General features: G+C 75.1%; 10 protein-coding genes. 9 read left to right on the top strand and 1 reads right to left on the bottom strand.

Going from position 1 to position 16,704, the window contains the following annotated elements; translation table 11 throughout:
- Positions 1 to 90: 90 nt before the first annotated feature.
- Positions 91 to 1,626 carry a methyltransferase gene (locus AB0M03_RS10120; protein WP_363490468.1) on the top strand — a complete coding sequence of 512 codons (1,536 nt, stop codon included), beginning with the start codon at positions 91 to 93 and terminating at the stop codon, positions 1,624 to 1,626.
- A 96-nt stretch (positions 1,627 to 1,722) separates the two neighbouring features.
- Here AB0M03_RS10120 and AB0M03_RS10115 read toward each other — a convergent pair whose 3' ends face one another.
- Positions 1,723 to 2,331, bottom strand: coding sequence for a hypothetical protein (locus AB0M03_RS10115; protein ID WP_363490466.1), 609 nt, complete (start codon positions 2,329 to 2,331; stop codon positions 1,723 to 1,725).
- A 409-nt stretch (positions 2,332 to 2,740) separates the two neighbouring features.
- On the opposite strand from AB0M03_RS10115, the gene AB0M03_RS10110 reads away from it, so the two are divergent.
- The 8 genes from AB0M03_RS10110 to leuE all read left to right on the top strand — a co-directional run bounded on the left by AB0M03_RS10110 (position 2,741) and on the right by leuE (position 16,673).
- The gene (locus tag AB0M03_RS10110) at positions 2,741 to 3,259 is read left to right on the top strand and encodes a DUF3592 domain-containing protein (protein ID WP_363490464.1); all 519 of its coding nucleotides are present in this window, start codon (positions 2,741 to 2,743) and stop codon (positions 3,257 to 3,259) included.
- 435 nt (positions 3,260 to 3,694) lie between these two features.
- On the top strand, positions 3,695 to 6,571 hold the full coding sequence (topA, locus tag AB0M03_RS10105) for a type I DNA topoisomerase (RefSeq protein WP_363490462.1): 2,877 nt from the start codon (positions 3,695 to 3,697) through the stop codon (positions 6,569 to 6,571).
- 137 nt (positions 6,572 to 6,708) lie between these two features.
- Positions 6,709 to 10,044, top strand: a complete 3,336-nt coding sequence (gene tmk / locus AB0M03_RS10100) for a dTMP kinase (RefSeq protein WP_363490460.1) — start codon at positions 6,709 to 6,711, stop codon at positions 10,042 to 10,044.
- 206 nt (positions 10,045 to 10,250) lie between these two features.
- Positions 10,251 to 11,507 carry an acyltransferase gene (locus tag AB0M03_RS10095; RefSeq protein WP_363490458.1) on the top strand — a complete coding sequence of 419 codons (1,257 nt, stop codon included), beginning with the start codon at positions 10,251 to 10,253 and terminating at the stop codon, positions 11,505 to 11,507.
- Positions 11,508 to 11,570: 63 nt separating this feature from the next.
- Positions 11,571 to 12,791 (top strand): DNA polymerase III subunit delta', encoded by a 1,221-nt coding sequence (locus tag AB0M03_RS10090; protein ID WP_363490456.1) that lies wholly within the window; start codon positions 11,571 to 11,573, stop codon positions 12,789 to 12,791.
- 225 nt (positions 12,792 to 13,016) lie between these two features.
- The gene (locus AB0M03_RS10085) at positions 13,017 to 14,132 is read left to right on the top strand and encodes an alpha/beta hydrolase-fold protein (protein ID WP_363490454.1); all 1,116 of its coding nucleotides are present in this window, start codon (positions 13,017 to 13,019) and stop codon (positions 14,130 to 14,132) included.
- A 184-nt stretch (positions 14,133 to 14,316) separates the two neighbouring features.
- Positions 14,317 to 15,909 carry an alpha/beta hydrolase gene (locus AB0M03_RS10080; RefSeq protein WP_363490452.1) on the top strand — a complete coding sequence of 531 codons (1,593 nt, stop codon included), beginning with the start codon at positions 14,317 to 14,319 and terminating at the stop codon, positions 15,907 to 15,909.
- 107 nt (positions 15,910 to 16,016) lie between these two features.
- Positions 16,017 to 16,673: a leucine efflux protein LeuE gene (leuE, locus tag AB0M03_RS10075; RefSeq protein WP_363490450.1), complete on the top strand. Its 657-nt coding sequence runs from the start codon at positions 16,017 to 16,019 to the stop codon at positions 16,671 to 16,673.
- Positions 16,674 to 16,704 lie beyond the last annotated feature (31 nt).

The raw sequence follows: 16,704 nt of genomic DNA, 5'->3' as shown, positions 1-16,704 counted from the left end.
CGGTCGAACCGCCCGCGAGGCGGTCGGCGCGCGGGGCCGCTCCGCCGCGGTCGCGACCGTCGCGGGGTGCGGCCGCGCGACAATGGCGGGGTGACCAACAGCCCTACCCCCGATCCCGCCCGCCTCGCCCGGTTCCGCGAGGCGCTGCTCGCCGCCCAGTACACCGCGGACGGCTGCCTCGACCTGCTCGGTCCCACCGCCTACGCCGCCCTCGCGCGCAGCGAGACGGTGCCCGCCCTGCGGGCGACCCGGGGCGGCAGCCCGCTGGAGACCCTGGTGCGGCTCTTCCTGCTCCAGCAGCCGGTCACCCGGGCGGCCGCCGCTGCCGCCCTGCCGGTCGACGACTGCCTCGCCGACGGCTGGCTCGCCCAGGACGGCGACGAGGTGCGGGCGACGGTCGACGTGCGGCCGTACGCCAACGAGGTCGCCGGGCTGCCCAGTGCGGACGCCTGGGTGGTCTCCGACCTCGGCTGCGCGGTCGGCGGCGCCGGCGGCATCGGCGCCGGGGGCGAGTCCGGCGGTGTGCCGCGCCGCGACCTGGTGCTCGGTGTCGGCGGCGCATCGACCACGCTGGCCAACCTGGCGGTCCGCCGTCCGGTGCGCTCGGCCCTGGACCTCGGCACCGGCTCGGGCGTGCAGGCGCTGCACGCCGCACGGCACGCCCAGCACGTGACCGCCACCGACCTCAACCCCCGGGCCCTGGACTTCGCCCGGCTCACCCTGGCGCTCTCCGGTTTCGACAACACCGAGACGGTCGAGGGCAGCCTGTTCGAGCCGGTGGGGGAGCGCAGGTTCGACCTGATCGTCTCCAACCCGCCGTTCGTCATCTCGCCGGGCAGCCGGTTCGTCTACCGGGACGGCGGGATGGCCGGCGACGACCTGTGCCGGAGCATCGTCCGGGGTGCGGCGGCCCGGCTGGAGCCGGGCGGCTACTGTCAGCTCCTCGCGAACTGGCAGCACGTCAAGGGCGAGGACTGGCACGAGCGGCTGGCCGGCTGGGTGGCGGGCACCGGCCTGGACGCATGGGTCGTCCAGCGCCAGGTCCAGGACATCGCCGAGTACGCCGAGCTGTGGCTGCGCGACGGTGGCGACCACCTCGGCCGGGGCGCCGACTACCGCGCCCGCTACGGGGAGTGGCTGGACGCCTTCGAGACCGCGGGCGTCGAGGGCATCGGCTTCGGCTGGATCACCCTGCGGGCGGGCGGCGCGGCGGAGCCGACCGTGCGGATCGAGGAGTGGCCGCACCCGGTGGAGCAGCCGCTCGGCCCGCACATCGAGGAGTGGTTCGCCCGGCAGGACTTCCTGCGCGCGCACGACGACGCGGCGCTGCTGGCGGCCCGCTACGTGCTCGCCGACGAGGTGGTTCAGGAGCAGGTCGGTGCCCCGGGGGCGGAGGACCCGGAGCACGTGATCCTGCGTCACAACCGCGGCATGCGGCGGGCGACGAAGGTCGACACCGTCGGTGCGGGCTTCGTCGGCGCCTGCGACGGCAGTCTGGCTGCGGGCGACATCGTCGACGCCATCGCGCACCTGCTCGGGGAGGAACGGGTGGTGTTGCGGGACCGGGTGCCGGAGTCGCTGCGCCTGCTGACCGAGCAGGGCTTCGTTGCGCCAGTGGCTCCCTGACCGCCCACCATGCCCCGCAGCCGCAGCCGCAGCCGCAGCCGCAGCCGCAGCCGGCCCGGCAGGCCCTCACACGGGCCGACGCCGGGCCGGGCCGGGTCACGGGTGGAACAGCTCGCTGATCTTGGTGATGCGGCCGGCCGAGTCCACCGTGATGTCGTAGTTGCCGCCGAAGCACCCGTAGGGCTCGGGGACCTCGCGGTGGTGGGCGCAGTCCTCGGCGTGGGCGGCGAACTCCGCCAGGCCGACGGCCTTGGGGGCCATGGTGCTGCTCATGGCGAAGAGTTCGGCGGTCGCGCCGGGGGCGAAGGTGTGGGAGGTGGCGGCGCCGGTGGCCTCGTAGTAGCCGTCGTTCTCGACCTCGGGCCCGCAGACGAAGCGGGTCGCCGTGGCGGTGACCTTGCTCGCGGTGGCGGCCGTGACGTTGACGACCTTGTGGCCGGGCCGCTGGGCGGCCGTCGTGCAGTCGGCGGCCGGGGTGCCCTTGCCGCCCGGCTTGGCGGTGGTGCTGCGGGAGGCGGACGGCTTGGCCGTCGGGGTGGCGCTCCGGCTCGCCGTGGTGCCGGTGGCGGCCGCGCCGGACGGGCTGCTGCTCGCGGCCGGTGCCGCGGTGTCCGCACCGGCGGAGGCCTCCGGGTCGCAGGCGGTGAGCGCCAGCGTGGCGGCGCCGAGCAGGGCTGCGGTGGCGATGAGACGGCGTGCGGACATGGCGGTTCTCCCCCCGAGTGCGGCCGACGGGCTCCGGCCGGTGTGGTGTCGGCGCCGTACGGCCCGCGGTCCTGGTCCGCGGGGCGGCTGCGCCTGGTGTGCTGCTGGTACCGGTGTACCCGCTTCCGGAGGGGTGCGAGGCCTCCCGTAGCGGGGCTGTGACAGCGCGCGCGGACTCGTTACTGGAGGGGCGGCGCCGTGACAGTCCGTGCGGCTTCCGGGCGCCGGCGCAGACGGCCGGCGGGCCGTCGTTCACCTGTCCGTCCCCGGGACGTCTCCCTCCGTACGTCGAACGTCAGTCCGGGGTTGTCCGCAGACTGCCACGCTCCGTCCACAGGCCTGTGGACGGAGCGCGTGCAGGGGCGCGCGCGGCGGGCCGGGGGCCAGTCGCCAAGGGAGGGCGGGGACGGTGGAGACGCCGACGGCGGTCGCGGCAGGGACGGTTCTGACGCTCTTCGGCAGCGCACTGCTGCTCTGGTGCGCCGCAGAGTTGCGCCTTCGCCACCATCTGCGCCGCCACGGCATACCGGCGACGGCCCGCGTCGTCGCCGACGGCGACCCGTACGGCGAGCCCTACGGCGACACCTACGGCGAACTCGACAGCGCACCCCTCCTCTCGTACACGGCGCTGCCCTCGGTGGAGGTCGTCGCGGTGCGCGGCGCGGCCGAGGCCGGCCGGGCACGGCCGGTGCGGGCGGGCGAGACGGTGCTGGCGCGGCCGCGCGGGAGCACCCCGCTGCGCCGGCCCTCCCGCATGGTGCCGGGCGCGCTGGTGCAGGTCATGTACGACGCCCGGCGGCCCAGCCGGGTGGTCCTGGCCGGCAGCGAGGTGCTGCCGACGCTGGCGAGCGACGTGTTCTGGGCGCTGCTCGGCACCGGGGCGCTGGCCGGCGGGCTGAGCCTGTTCGCCTCCCTGCTGGCGCACTGACCGCTCCGGCCGCCGACCGTGTGCACCGACGTCGGCCGCCTCCGCTCCTGACCGCTGCCACCGCAGCTCGTCCACCGGCTTCCTCGCCCTGCCGCCGGGCTCGGCCGCATCGCTGCGCGGTCCTTCGCCCACAGCAGGTCCGGGCGCGTGAGTACCGGCCGAGATCCGTCCTGATCCGGCCTCGCCGCGGGCCGGCCACCCCCTCCGCGGGGCGCGCGGACCTCCCGTCGGGTTACCGTTCGAGTGGCGTCGGTCGGCCTTGCCGGTGAAAAAGCGGGAACCGTCCGTTTGACAAGGGTGGCCAGGGTACGGTCACACTCCGCTGGTGGGGTCGTCGCGCAGCGACAGCCCAGGACGGCGGTAAGGACGGGCGGAGCGCCTCCCCCGCCGCCCGCGCCGCCAGCAGAACGTAACGACCGGGAGAGAAGAGCGAAGGTGTCCCCGAGCAGCGAGACCGCGCACGGCAAGCGACTCGTCATTGTCGAGTCGCCGGCCAAGGCGAAGACGATCAAGGGCTACCTGGGCCCCGGCTACATCGTCGAGGCCAGCGTCGGGCACATCCGGGACCTGCCCGGCACGGCAGCCGAGGTACCGGACCGCTACACCGGCGAGGTCCGCCGGCTCGGTGTCGACGTCGACCACGACTTCGCCCCCATCTACGTGGTCAACCCCGACAAGAAGTCGCAGGTGACCAAGCTCAAGTCGCTGCTCGCGGAGTCCGACGAGCTCTACCTCGCCACCGATGAGGACCGCGAGGGCGAGGCGATCGCCTGGCACCTGCAGCAGGTGCTGAAGCCCAAGGTGCCGGTGCACCGCATGGTCTTCCACGAGATCACCAAGGACGCCATCCAGGAGGCGGTGCGCAATCCGCGCGACCTCAACCAGCGCCTGGTGGACGCCCAGGAGACCCGCCGCATCCTCGACCGCCTCTACGGCTACGAGGTCTCCCCGGTGCTGTGGAAGAAGGTCATGCCGAAGCTGTCGGCGGGCCGCGTGCAGTCCGTCGCCACCCGGCTGATCGTCGAGCGCGAGCGCGAGCGGATGGCGTTCCGCTCCGCCTCCTACTGGGACCTGGTGGGCACCTTCTCCACCGGCCGTACCGCGGCCGACGCCGCGAACCCGGAGAGCTTCGGCGCCCGGCTGGTCTCGGTCGACGGCAGGCGCATCGCCACCGGCCGCGACTTCGGCCCCGACGGGCGGCTGCGCGACGCCGCCCTGGCGGCCAACACGCTGCACCTCGACGAGCAGGCCGCCCGCGCGCTGGCCGCCGCCCTGGAGCAGAGCGCCTTCTCCGTCCGCAGCGTCGAGTCCAAGCCCTACCGCCGCTCACCGTACGCGCCGTTCCGCACCACCACCCTCCAGCAGGAGGCCAGCCGCAAGCTGGGCTTCGGTGCCAAGCGGACGATGCAGGTCGCGCAGAAGCTGTACGAGAACGGCTTCATCACCTACATGCGCACCGACTCGACGACGCTGTCGGAGACCGCGGTCGCCGCCGCCCGCGCCCAGGTCACCCAGCTGTACGGCGCCGACTACCTGCCGGACGCGCCGCGCGTCTACGCGAGCAAGGTGAAGAACGCGCAGGAGGCGCACGAGGCCATCCGCCCCTCCGGCGACCGCTTCCGCACCCCCGCCGAGACCGGCCTGTCGGGCGACGACTTCCGGCTGTACGAGCTGATCTGGATGCGCACCGTCGCCTCCCAGATGAAGGACGCGGTCGGCCAGTCGGTGACCGTCCGGGTCGGCGGCCGCTCCGCCGACGGCCGGGACGCCGAGTTCTCCGCCTCCGGCAAGATCATCACCTTCCACGGCTTCCTCAAGGCCTACGTGGAGGGCGCCGACGACCCCAACGCCGAGCTCGACGACCGCGAGCGCCGGCTGCCGCGCGTCGCCGAGGGCGACCCGCTGGCCGCCGACCGGCTCAACCCGGAGGGCCACGCGACCAAGCCCCCGGCGCGCTACACCGAGGCCTCGCTGGTCAAGGAGCTGGAGGACCGCGAGATCGGCCGCCCCTCCACCTACGCCTCGATCATCGACACGATCATCAACCGCAAGTACGTCTTCAAGAAGGGCACGGCACTCGTCCCGTCCTTCCTCTCCTTCGCCGTGGTGAACCTGCTGGAGAAGCACTTCGGCCGGCTCGTCGACTACGACTTCACCGCCAAGATGGAGGACGACCTCGACCGCATCGCGGCCGGCCAGGCCGAGTCCGTGCCGTGGCTGAAGCGCTTCTACTTCGGCGAGGGCGAGGGTGCGGCCGCCGGCAGCGCCGCGGAGGCCGGCAACGGCGACGGCGACCACCTCGGCGGCCTCAAGGAGCTCGTCACCGACCTCGGTGCGATCGACGCCCGGGAGATCAGCTCCTTCCCGCTGAGCGAGGAGATCACCCTGCGGGTCGGCCGCTACGGCCCGTACGTCGAGAAGGCCGCCGCCGTCGAGGGCGAGCAGGGCCAGCGCGCCGACGTCCCCGACGACCTGCCGCCGGACGAGCTCACCGTCGAGCTCGCCGAGGAACTGCTGGCCAAGCCCAGCGGCGAGCGGGTGCTCGGCACCGACCCGGAGAGCGGCCACCCGCTGGTCGCCAAGGACGGGCGCTACGGCCCGTACGTCACCGAGGTACTGCCCGAGGGCACCCCGAAGACCGGCAAGAACGCGGTCAAGCCGCGCACCGCCTCGCTCTTCAAGGCGATGTCGCTGGACACCGTCACCCTCGAGGACGCGCTGCTCCTGCTCTCGCTGCCCCGGGTGGTCGGCACCGACCCCGACGGCAACGAGATCACCGCGCAGAACGGCCGCTACGGCCCGTACCTCAAGCGGGGCACCGACTCCCGGTCGCTGACCAGCGAGGACCAGCTGCTCACCATCACGCTCGACGAGGCGCTGGCCATCTACGCCCAGCCCAAGCAGCGCGGGCGCGCGGCCGCCGCCGCCCCGCTCAAGGAGCTCGGCACCGACCCGGTCAGCGAGCGCCCGGTGGTCGTCAAGGACGGCCGCTTCGGCCCGTACGTCACCGACGGCGAGACCAATGCGACGCTCCGCAAGGACGACGAGGTCGAGACGATCACGCCGGAGCGCGGCTACGAGCTGCTCGCCGAGAAGCGCGCCCGCGGCCCGGTGAAGAAGGCGGCCAAGAAGGCGCCCGCGAAGAAGACGACGGCCAAGAAGACGGTGGCGAAGAAGACCACCGCCAAGAAGACCGTCGCCAAGGCCACCGCCTCGAAGACGGCCGCGGCCAGGACCACCGCGGCGAAGAAGACGACCGCGAAGAAGACGGTCGCCGAGAAGGCCGCCGCGCCGACGCCCGAAGAGGGCTGAGCCGGACGCGCCGACGGGCCCGCACCCACCGGGTGCGGGCCCGTCGGCGCGTCACATGCGTCACAACCGTGTCATGACCGCCTTCCGGAACCCCTTCTCCCCGTTGGGCCCTAGCGCCCGACCGCTACGCTGACCGTATGACGAGTGAGGAGCAGACCACCGGTTCCAGCACCGCCCCGCCCGACCGCCCCGCGGTCTCGCCGGCCGGGACACCCGGTGAACGGGTCCGGGCCCTGCTCAGGCTCCGCCCCTACCGCAGGCTGTGGACCGCCCAGCTGGTCGGCGGCACCGCGGACCGCCTGGCCCTGCTGGTCCTCGTCCCGCTGACGGTGGTCGGCGCGGTGCTCGGCGGCCAGTTCGGCGACGGGTACCGGGCGTGGGCGCTCGCCGTCGCCGCGGTCTTCACCGCCCGGATGCTCGCCACCGTGCTGTTCGGGGCGGCCCTGCTCGGCCCGGTGCACACCCTGGTCGGCGAGAAGCTGGACCGCCGCTGGGCCCTGTTCGGCTCCGACGTGCTCCGCGCCCTGCTGATCGGCATCGCCCCCTGGTGGACGACCTGGACGCCCGGTGCCGCGACCTGGGTGCTGCTCGGCACCGTCTTCGCGACCGGCGCCGCCGAACGCGTCTGGGCGATCGCCAAGGCTGCAGCCGTCCCCGGCCTGCTGCCCTCCGCCGACCCGTACGCGCCGGCCGACCGGCAGAAGCCCTCCCAGGCCTCGCTGGACGCCGTCCGCACCCTGGACGACCGCACCGGCTGGGGCACCGTGCCGCTCGCGGCCACCGCGCTGGTCGTCCTCACCCTGCTCAACAACGTCATCGCCGCGCTCGGCTCGGACTGGCTGAGGGCCCATCAGGTGACCTGCGCCGCGGTCGGCGCCGCGCTGCTGTTCGCCGCCTCCGCCGTCCTGGTCTTCCTCCAGGAACTGCCCGTCGTCCCCGCCGCCGCCCCGCACTCCCCGCTGCAGGGCCTGCGCGCGCCGGTCGACGCGACCCCCGGCAAGGCGCTCAGCAAGGGCCGCACCGGCTCCGCCCCGTACTTCACCTTCGCCGTCGCCGCCGCCTACGCCTCCATGGCCGGTGTCGCCTCGCTCGGTCTGCTGACCGCGCTGGAGCACCGGGCCGGGCCGATCGGCTACGGCCTGGTCGTCCTCGCCGCGACCCTCGCCCCGGCCGCCGGCGTCCGGCTCACCCGGGCCACTCTCCCCGCCCTCTCCCGCCGCCGGCTCCTCGCGCTCGCCCTGCTCGTCCAGGGCGTCGCGCTGATCCTCGCCGGCCTGGTGCTGGACTTCGTCCTCGTGCTGCTGCTGACCGTGCTGGCCGGCGTCGCCGCCGGGCTCACCGTCTCGGTCGGCCGCGCCCTGCTCGCGCAGGAGGTCGAGGAGACCCGGCTGCCCAAGGTCACCGAGCACCTGTACGCGGTGCTGCGGGCCGTGGTCGGCAGCGCGCTGATCGCCGTCCCGCTGATCGCCGCCGCCTACGGCGAGGTCACCCTGGGCCGGGTCGAGCCCGGCAGCTTCACCTTCATCCACGACGGCGCCGCACTCGCCGTGTCCACGGCCGGCCTGCTCACCCTGGTGCTGGCCGCGGTCGTCCTGCTGCGCACCGACGACCGCCGCGGTGTGACGCCGTTCAGCAAGGACTTCGTGAGGGCGCTGCGCGGCGGCGCCGAGCCCGCCCCGCACCGCGTCGCAGGCACCGGCTTCTTCATCGCCCTGGAGGGCGGCGACGGCGCCGGCAAGTCCACCCAGGCCCAGGCGCTGGCCGAGTGGATCCGCGCCAAGGGCCACGAGGTGGTGCTCACCCGCGAGCCCGGCGGCAGCCCGGTCGGCCAGCGGCTCCGCGGCCTGGTGCTGGACGTCGGCAACACCGGCCTGTCCCACCGCGCCGAGGCGCTGATCTACGCCGCCGACCGCGCCGAGCACGTCGAGAACGTCATCCGGCCCGCGCTGGCCCGCGGCGCCGTGGTGATCACCGACCGCTACATGGACTCCTCCATCGCCTACCAGGGCGCCGGCCGCGACCTGGCCGCGACCGAGATCGCCCGGATCTCGCGCTGGGCGACCGGCGGCCTCCTGCCCGACCTCACCGTGGTGCTGGACGTCGACCCGGCCGCCGCCCGGGAGCGCTTCACCGAGGCCCTGGACCGGCTGGAGTCCGAGCCGACCGAGTTCCACGCCCGGGTCCGGTCCGGCTTCCTGGCCCTCGCCGCCGCCGACCCGGCCCGCTACCTGGTCGTCGACGCCGCCCAGCAGCCCGCCCAGGTGACCACCGCGATCCGCCACCGGCTCGACCGCGAGCTGCCGCTCTCCGAGCAGGAGAAGGCCGCCCGCGCCGAGCAGGAGCGGCTCGCCCGGGAGGCCGCCGAGCGCCGCGCCGCCGAGGAGGCCCGGCTCAAGGCCGAGGCCGAGGAGGCCGAGCGCAAGCGCCAGGCCCTGCTGGAGGAACTGCGCGCCGAGCAGGCCGAGAAGGAGCGCCTCGCCAAGCTGGAGGCCGAGCGGATCGCCGCCGAGGAGGCCCGCAAGGCCGCCGAGGAGGCCCGGCTCCGGGCCGAGGCGGACGCGAAGGAGCGTGCCGAGCAGGAGGCCAAGGCCCGTGCCGCGGAGGAGGCCCGGCTGAAGGCCGAGGCCGCCGAGCGCGAGCGCCGGGAGGCGGAGGCCGCGGCCCAGGCCGAGATCCAGCGCCAGCGCGAACTGCAGCGCGCCGAGCAGCGCCGCCGCGCCGAGGAGGCCCTGCAGCGCGCCGAGGAGGCCCGGCTGCAGGCCGAGGCGGAGGCCGCCGCGGCCGCCACCGCTTCCGCGGCCGCGGCGACCGCGGAGCTGCCGCAGGTCGCGCCGGCGACCGACGGGGAGACCACCAAGGAGATCTCCGAGCGGGAGCGCCGGGACGCGGTGCGCGAGGCCGGGGACGCCGACTCGACGGCCGTCCTGCCCACCGTTCCTGCGGCGGACGAGACGGCGGTGCTGCCGAAGGCCGAGCCGGCCGACTTCAGCAAGCCGCCGCTGGCGGACGAGACCGCCGTGCTCCCGAAGGCCGAGCCCGCCGAGTTCACCAAGCGGCCGCTCGGCGACGAGACCGCCGTGCTGCCGAAGGCGGACGACACCGCCGTGCTGCCCAAGGCGGACGAGACGGCGGTGCTGCCCAAGGCGGAGCCGACTGACTTCACCAAGCCGCCGCTGGCCGACGAGACCGCGGTGCTGCCCGGGGCCGAGGAACCGTCCGGGGCCGACCGTGTGCCGCCGGGCCTCTGGCGGGAGGAGCCGTCCGCCGAGACGACCCGCGAGCTGACCCCGGTCGACCGCCCGCGGCCGTCCTGGGCGGAGGAGACTCCGCTGGACGACCTGCCGAGCCTGACCGACAGCCTGCTGGGCTCCCGCGACGAGTGGGCGCGCTGGGAGACCGAGGAGGACGAGGGCGGCGCAGACGAAGGCCCGGACCGTGGCCCCCGCTGGGGCCGGCGCCGCCGCCGGGACTGACCCGCCGGACCGACCCGCCGGACCGACCCGCCGGACCGACCCGCCGGGCAGTCCGTCCCGGGCCGGATCCGTTCGACGTCGAACGATCCTTGTCCTGACGGTCCGGCAGTCGGTGCAGCGGGAGCTGGCGCCACGAAGGGGCGCCGCGGTCTGAAAGACTGCGGTGCCCCTTCCGCCGTATGCAGCCCCGAGGAAAGCCCGTTCCCGTGACCGTCGCCGCTGCCGTCCCGTCCGCCGCCGCCAACGAGGCCGCCGCTCCGGGAGCGGCCCCGATACCGGGTGGCGGCCGGCTGCTGGTCCTGGACGGGCTGCGCTTCGTCGCCGTGCTGCTGGTCGTCGTCTACCACTACGTGGCGTTCGGCTCCGACTGGGGCCGACCGCGTGCCGAGCTGTTCCCCGTCCTGTACCGGCCCGCCGCGTACGGCTGGATGGGGGTGCAGCTGTTCTTCCTGATCAGCGGCTTCGTGATCTGCCTCAGCTGCTGGGGCCGGTCGGTCGGCGACTTCCTGAGCTCGCGGGTGGTACGGCTGTTCCCCGCGTACTGGTTCGGGGTGCTGCTCACCACGGCCGTGGTCGCCGCCGTGCCCGGCGGCACGCACCCGCGGGCGATGCGGGACGTGCTGACCAACCTGACGATGATGGAGTACCCGTTCGGTGCGCCGTACGTCGACGGCGTGTACTGGAGCCTCTGGGTCGAGGGCCGGTTCTACCTGATCTTCGCGGTGGTGGTGGCGCTGGGCCTCACCTACCGTCGGGTGCTCGCCTTCTGCCTGCTGTGGTCGGCGGCCGGGGTGCTCGCCATGGCCGCGCCGGGGGAGCAGCTGCTGCAGGTGCTGGCCATGCCCGAGTACTGCTGGTTCTTCATCGGCGGTCTGGCCTTCTACCTGATCCGGCGGTTCGGCCCGGACCTGCTGCTCTGGCTGCTGGTCGGCTTCACCTTCCTCGCGGGCTGCCGGGCCGTCCTGCCCACCTACCGGTTCGTCGCGGCGCAGGCCGGTTACCCGGTGCCCGAGTGGGGCGTCGTGGCGCTGCTCGCGGTGTTCTACCTGCTGATGGCCGGCGTCGCCCTCGACTGGTTCCGCGCGGTGGACTGGCGCTGGCTCGCCACCGCCGGCGCGGTCACCTACCCGCTGTACCTGCTGCACGAGTACATCGGCTGGGAGGTGATCAGCACCCTCGGCGCGCGGGTGGACCCCTGGCTGCTGGTCGGCGCCCTGCTCGCCGTGATGACCGGCGCCTCCTGGCTGGTGCACCGCTACGTGGAACGGCCCGCCGCCCGCTGGCTCAAGCCGCGGCTCCGGGCCTCCTTCGCCAAGGTCCGCGGGGTGCCGCTGCCCGCCCAGTGCTCCGGCCCCGGCTCGGGCTCCGGGGTACGCACCGGGGCCGCCGGCACGGCGCGTGCGCCGGAGGCCGGGGCGGTCCGCGAACCGGTGGCCGGCCGCGGTGTCGGCAACGGGCGTTAGGCTCGAAGCGGACCCCGGCGGGCAGGCGGTGGGGCGGACGGTGGCCACGGCAGGGAGTGCGGCGTGAGCGTGTGGGACGATCTGGTCGGCCAGGATCGGGTGGTCGAGCAGCTGTCCGCGGCCGCCCGCGCGGCGCGGGCCACCGTCGCGGCCGGACGGGCCGGCGGCACTGCGGCGGCCGAGCCCGGCGCCAACGCCTCGCTGATGACGCACGCCTGGCTGTTCACCGGCCCGCCCGGCGCCGGCCAGACCACCGCGGCCCGTGCCTTCGCCGCCGCCCTCCAGTGCACCAGCCCCGACCTCGAACTCGGCGGCACACCCGGCTGCGGCTTCTGCGAGGGCTGCCACACCGTGCTCTCCGGCAGCCACGCCGACGTGAAGTACGTTCGCACCGACGGCCTGTCCATCGGCGTCGGCGACATGCGCGACCTGGTGCTGCGCGCCGCCAGCTACCCGACCGGCGGCCGCTGGTCGGTGATCCTCGTCGACGCCGCGCACCGGCTCACCGAGGCCGCCGCCAACGCCCTCCTCAAGGGCGTCGAGGAGCCGTCGCCGCGCACCGTCTGGCTGCTGTGCGCACCCTCCGTCCAGGACGTGCTGCCGACCATCCGCTCGCGCTGCCGGCTGCTCGTGCTGCGCACCCCCACCGCCGAGGCGGTCGCCGACATGCTGGTCCGCCGGGACGGCGTCGAACCCGGCCCGGCCCGCTTCGCCGCCCTCGCCGGCCAGGGCGACATCGACCGCGCCCGCAGGCTCGCCGTCGACGAGCAGGCCCGGGCCCGCCGCGCCGAGGTGCTGCGCATCCCGCTGGAGGTCGCCGACGTCGGCGGCTGCCTGGCCGCCGCCCAGCGGCTGGTCGACACCGCGAAGGCCGACGCCGAGGCCCTCGCCGAGACCCGGGACGCCAAGGAGACCGAGGACCTGAAGGCCGCGTACGGCGCCGCCGAGGGCAGCCGGGCCCCGCGCGGCATGGCCGGAGCGGTCAAGGAGTTGGAGAAGCGGCAGAAGAGCCGCGCCACCAGGACGCGCCGCGAGACCCTGAACGTCGCCCTGCTCGACCTGCTCGGCTTCTACCGGGACGTCCTCGCCCTGCAGTTCGGCTCCACCGGCAGGCTCGCCAACGAGGACCAGCGCCAGGCCCTCGACCGGGTCGCCGCCGCCGGGCCCGCCGAGTCCACGCTCCGCCGGATCGAGGCCGTCCTCGCCTGCCGCAGGGCCCTGGACCGCAACGTCGACCCGTTGCTCGCCGTTGAGGCCATGACCCTCGCCCTCCGCGCGGGCTGAGCCACTCGGGGCAGCCGGGCGCCGTCAGGGGCGCGTGGCGGCACCTCCCGCCACGGGACGGCCTGTACGGCTGCCGGGTGACGGCGCGTCACCTCGCTCGTTCGAGTGAACGTCGGACGGCGCCCGCCCGGCTCCCGGCACCCCGGACGGCCCGTTGTGCACCCTGTGGACGGTCGGCCCGAAGCCGTGGTCCGGCGACCGTACTCCTCCCGAGGTGGTGCGCCCATGCCCCGTTCGCTCCTCGTCGTACCCCTGCTTGCGGCCGCCGTGGCCGCACTCCGGCTCGGCCGCTCCGCACTCGTCCGCTGGCGCGACGTGCGCGCGGCCCGGACGTACGGGCTCCCCGTCGAGCAACGGCCGCTGCTGCTGCGGGCCGCCGGGGCCGTGGTCTGCCTGGCGTGCACCGCCGCGCTGGCCGTCGCCGTGGTGCCGGGCCGCGTCCCCGGCGGGTGGGGCCGGCCGCAGGCCGTCCGCGCGGAGGCCGCCCCCTCGCCGGCCCGGGCCCCGGTCGCCGCCGCCCCGGCTGCAGCGGTGTCCGAGCCGCCGTCCTCCGCCTCCGCCCAGCCACTGCCGCCGGTGGTCACCGCCTTCACCCCGATCGGGCACCCCGCCGAGGGCGACCTGATGGAGGCCCAGGTCGCCGGACCGGACGGCCGGCCCCGCACGGTACGGGTCTGGCTGCCCTCCCAGTACCGCACCGACCAGCAGACCCGCTTCCCCGTGATCGTCCTGCACTCCGGCACCCCCCGGAAGACCGCCGACGCCGAACTGCCCGACGTCTTCGACGGCGTCGCCTCCGCCGTGAAGCTCGGCCGCGCCCGCCCGTTCGTCGTGGTGGCCCCCGAGGCCCCGAGCGGCACCGAGCACCCCTGCGACCTCGTGGCCGCCGCCCCGCAGGCCGTCGCCGACGACAACGCCCTGCGCTCCGTTGTCAACGGCGCCTTCCGTACCCTGCCCGCCGGGCCCGGTGGCTGGGGTGTGCTCGGCATCGAGTCCGGTGCGCCGTGCGCCGCCGCGGCCGGCCTCGCCCGGCCCGACCTGTACGGTGCCGCGGCCGCCGTCTCCGGCCGCTACGACACCGCCGCACTCGCCGAGACCGGCGCAGAGGCCCCGGTCGATGCGTCCGCCCGCCTGCTGCTGGCCGCCGCCAAGGCGGACGGTGCGGGGGTCGGCGCCGCCCGCGGACTCCAGGCCGCCCTGCACGGCGGCAAGGGCCCGGCCGCCCGCGCGGAGGTCAAGGTCTCCGACATCGTCCAGGACTACACCCACGAGCGGGAGCGCCTGCGGCTCGTCCGGGTCGCCGTGCAGTACCTCGCCGAGAGCCTTGCCAAGGCCGGCTGAACCGTTACGCCCGAGCCGACGGCCGGGCCGTGCGGCACCGCAGGACGCCCGGGGTGTCGGCGCAGCGGCGGCCAGGGCGCCGACCGATACCCTGGGGGCGGTCCGGCGATCACCCGCCGAGCCCGGGACCGGCCCGCGCACTGCCCCGCCGTTCCGTGCCGTGCCCGCCCGAGGGAGACCCACCATGCGAGCCATCCGGCGGACCGGACCCGCGACCGCCCTGCTCGCCGCCGTGGCCGCCTCGGCCCTGCTGCTGGCCGGCTGCACCTCCGCCGGCTCCCCGCCCCCCGGGACGGGCCCCACCGGCGCCCCCGCGAGCGGCTCCAGGACGGCCTCCGGCGCCGCCCCGCTGCAGCCGCTGCCCGAGCAGATGCCCGCCGCCCTCGCCCCGTACTACGCGCAGAAGCTCGCGTGGAAGTCCTGCGACGGCGAGTTCGAGTGCACCCAGTTCAAGGTCCCGCTCGACTACGCCAACCCCGGCGGCGGCGACATCACCCTGGCCGCGGTGCGCAAGCCCGCCTCCGGCGGGGCCCAGCGGATCGGATCCCTGCTGCTCAACCCCGGCGGTCCCGGCGGCTCGGCCGTCGAGTACCTGGAGGGCGTCTCCCGCGGCTACGACCCGCAGGTGCGCGCCGCCTACGACCTGGTCGGCCTCGACCCGCGCGGGGTCGGCCGCTCAACCCCGGTGACCTGCCTGTCCGGGGACCGGATGGACGCCTACACCACCGCCGACATCACCCCCGACGACCAGGCCGAGACGGACGCGCTGATCGCCGCCGACAAGGAGTTCGCGGCGGCCTGCAAGGCGAAGTCCGGGGCCGTCCTCGGCCACGTCTCCACCGTCGAGGCGGCCCGCGACATGGACGTCCTGCGGGCCCTGGTCGGCGACGACAAGCTGCACTACCTGGGCAAGTCGTACGGCACCTTCCTCGGCGCCACCTACGCGGGACTCTTCCCGGGCCGGGTCGGCCGGATGGTCCTCGACGGCGCCATGGACCCGTCGCTCGACTCCCGGGCCGGCAACCGCACCCAGGCCGGCGGCTTCGAGACCGCCTGGGCCGCCTTCGCCAAGGACTGCGCCGCCCGCGAGGACTGCCCGCTCGGCCGCAGCGAGAAGGAGGTCGGCGAGCGGCTCACCGCCCTGTTCCGGCAGATCGACGCCAAGCCGCTGCCCACCGGCTCGAGCCGGCCGCTGACGGAGTCCCAGGCGACCACCGGCGTCATCCAGGCCATGTACGCCGAGTTCCTCTGGCCGCAGCTGCGCACCGCCCTGGCGGACGCGGTGGCCGGTGACGGCACCGCGCTGCTCGCCCTTTCCGACGACTACTACGAGCGCGCCGAGGACGGCAGCTACCCCAACCTGATGGCCGCCAACATGGCGGTGAACTGCCTCGACCTGCCGGCGCCGTTCAACGGGCCCGCGGAGGCGAAGGCCGCGGAGGAGGACTTCGCCGCGGCCTCCCCGCACTTCGGCCGGGACATGGCGTGGATGGCGCTCTCCTGCACCTACTGGCCGGACCGCCCTACCGGGCAGCCGCACACCGTCCGGGCCGCCGGCGCCGCCCCGATCGTCGTCGTCGGCACCACCCGGGACCCGGCCACCCCGTACGCCTGGGCGCAGTCCCTCGCCGACCAGCTGGAGTCCGGACGGCTGCTCACCTACGACGGGGACGGCCACACCGCGTACGGGCGGCGCAACACCTGCGTGGACGGCGCGGTCAACCGCTACCTGCTGCAGGGCGAGGCCCCGGCCGACGGGACGCGCTGCGCCAAGTAGCGCCCCGGGGCGTACGCCCGTCCACCAGGTAAGACCCGTACCTGGCCGACGGTGCTGGCGGATAGCATGAGGCGCCCCCGTGTCCCTCGTCCCGACAGGAGCGCCCCGTGCTCGGAGTCAACGACCTGGCGACGTACGTGCTCGGCGCTCTGGTCATCGTCCTGCTGCCCGGCCCGAACTCGCTGTACGTCCTGTCCGTCGCCGCCCGCAAGGGCGTCCGCACCGGCTACCGGGCCGCCGCGGGCGTCTTCGTCGGCGACTTCACGCTGATCAGCCTGACCGCCCTCGGCGCCTCCTCGCTGCTGGAGGCCAACCCGGCGGTCTTCGCGGTGGTGAAGTTCGGCGGCGCCGCCTACCTGCTGTGGATCGGGATCGGGATGATCCGCGCCGCCCGGCAGCTCTGGCGGGAGCGGCGTGCCGAGGCCGCCGGGCCGGAGGCGGTCGAGGCGCTCCCGGAGAGCACCGAGAACCCCTTCCGCCGGGCGCTGGTGATCAGCCTGCTCAACCCGAAGGCCATCCTCTTCCTGCTGTCCTTCTTCACCCAGTTCGTCGACCCGACCTACGGGCAGCCGGTGCTCTCCTTCGGCCTCCTCGGCGGCGTCCTGCAGACCTTCAGCGTCCTCTACCTCTCCCTGCTGATCTTCGCCGGCACCACGCTCGCCACCGCCTTCCGCCGCCGCAAGCGCCTCTCCGCAGGCCTCACCAGCGGCGTCGCCCTCCTCTTCGCCGGCTTCGCCGCCAAGCTCGCCGTCTCCTCCGCCTGACCGGGGCCGCACCCCGCACCCGGACGCGGTA

Origin of the sequence: Kitasatospora sp. NPDC051914, assembly GCF_040680995.1 — a bacterium.
GTDB lineage: Bacteria > Actinomycetota > Actinomycetes > Streptomycetales > Streptomycetaceae > Kitasatospora.
Note: the sequence above shows the minus strand (reverse complement) of the source record. Positions and strands in the feature narration are given on the sequence as shown.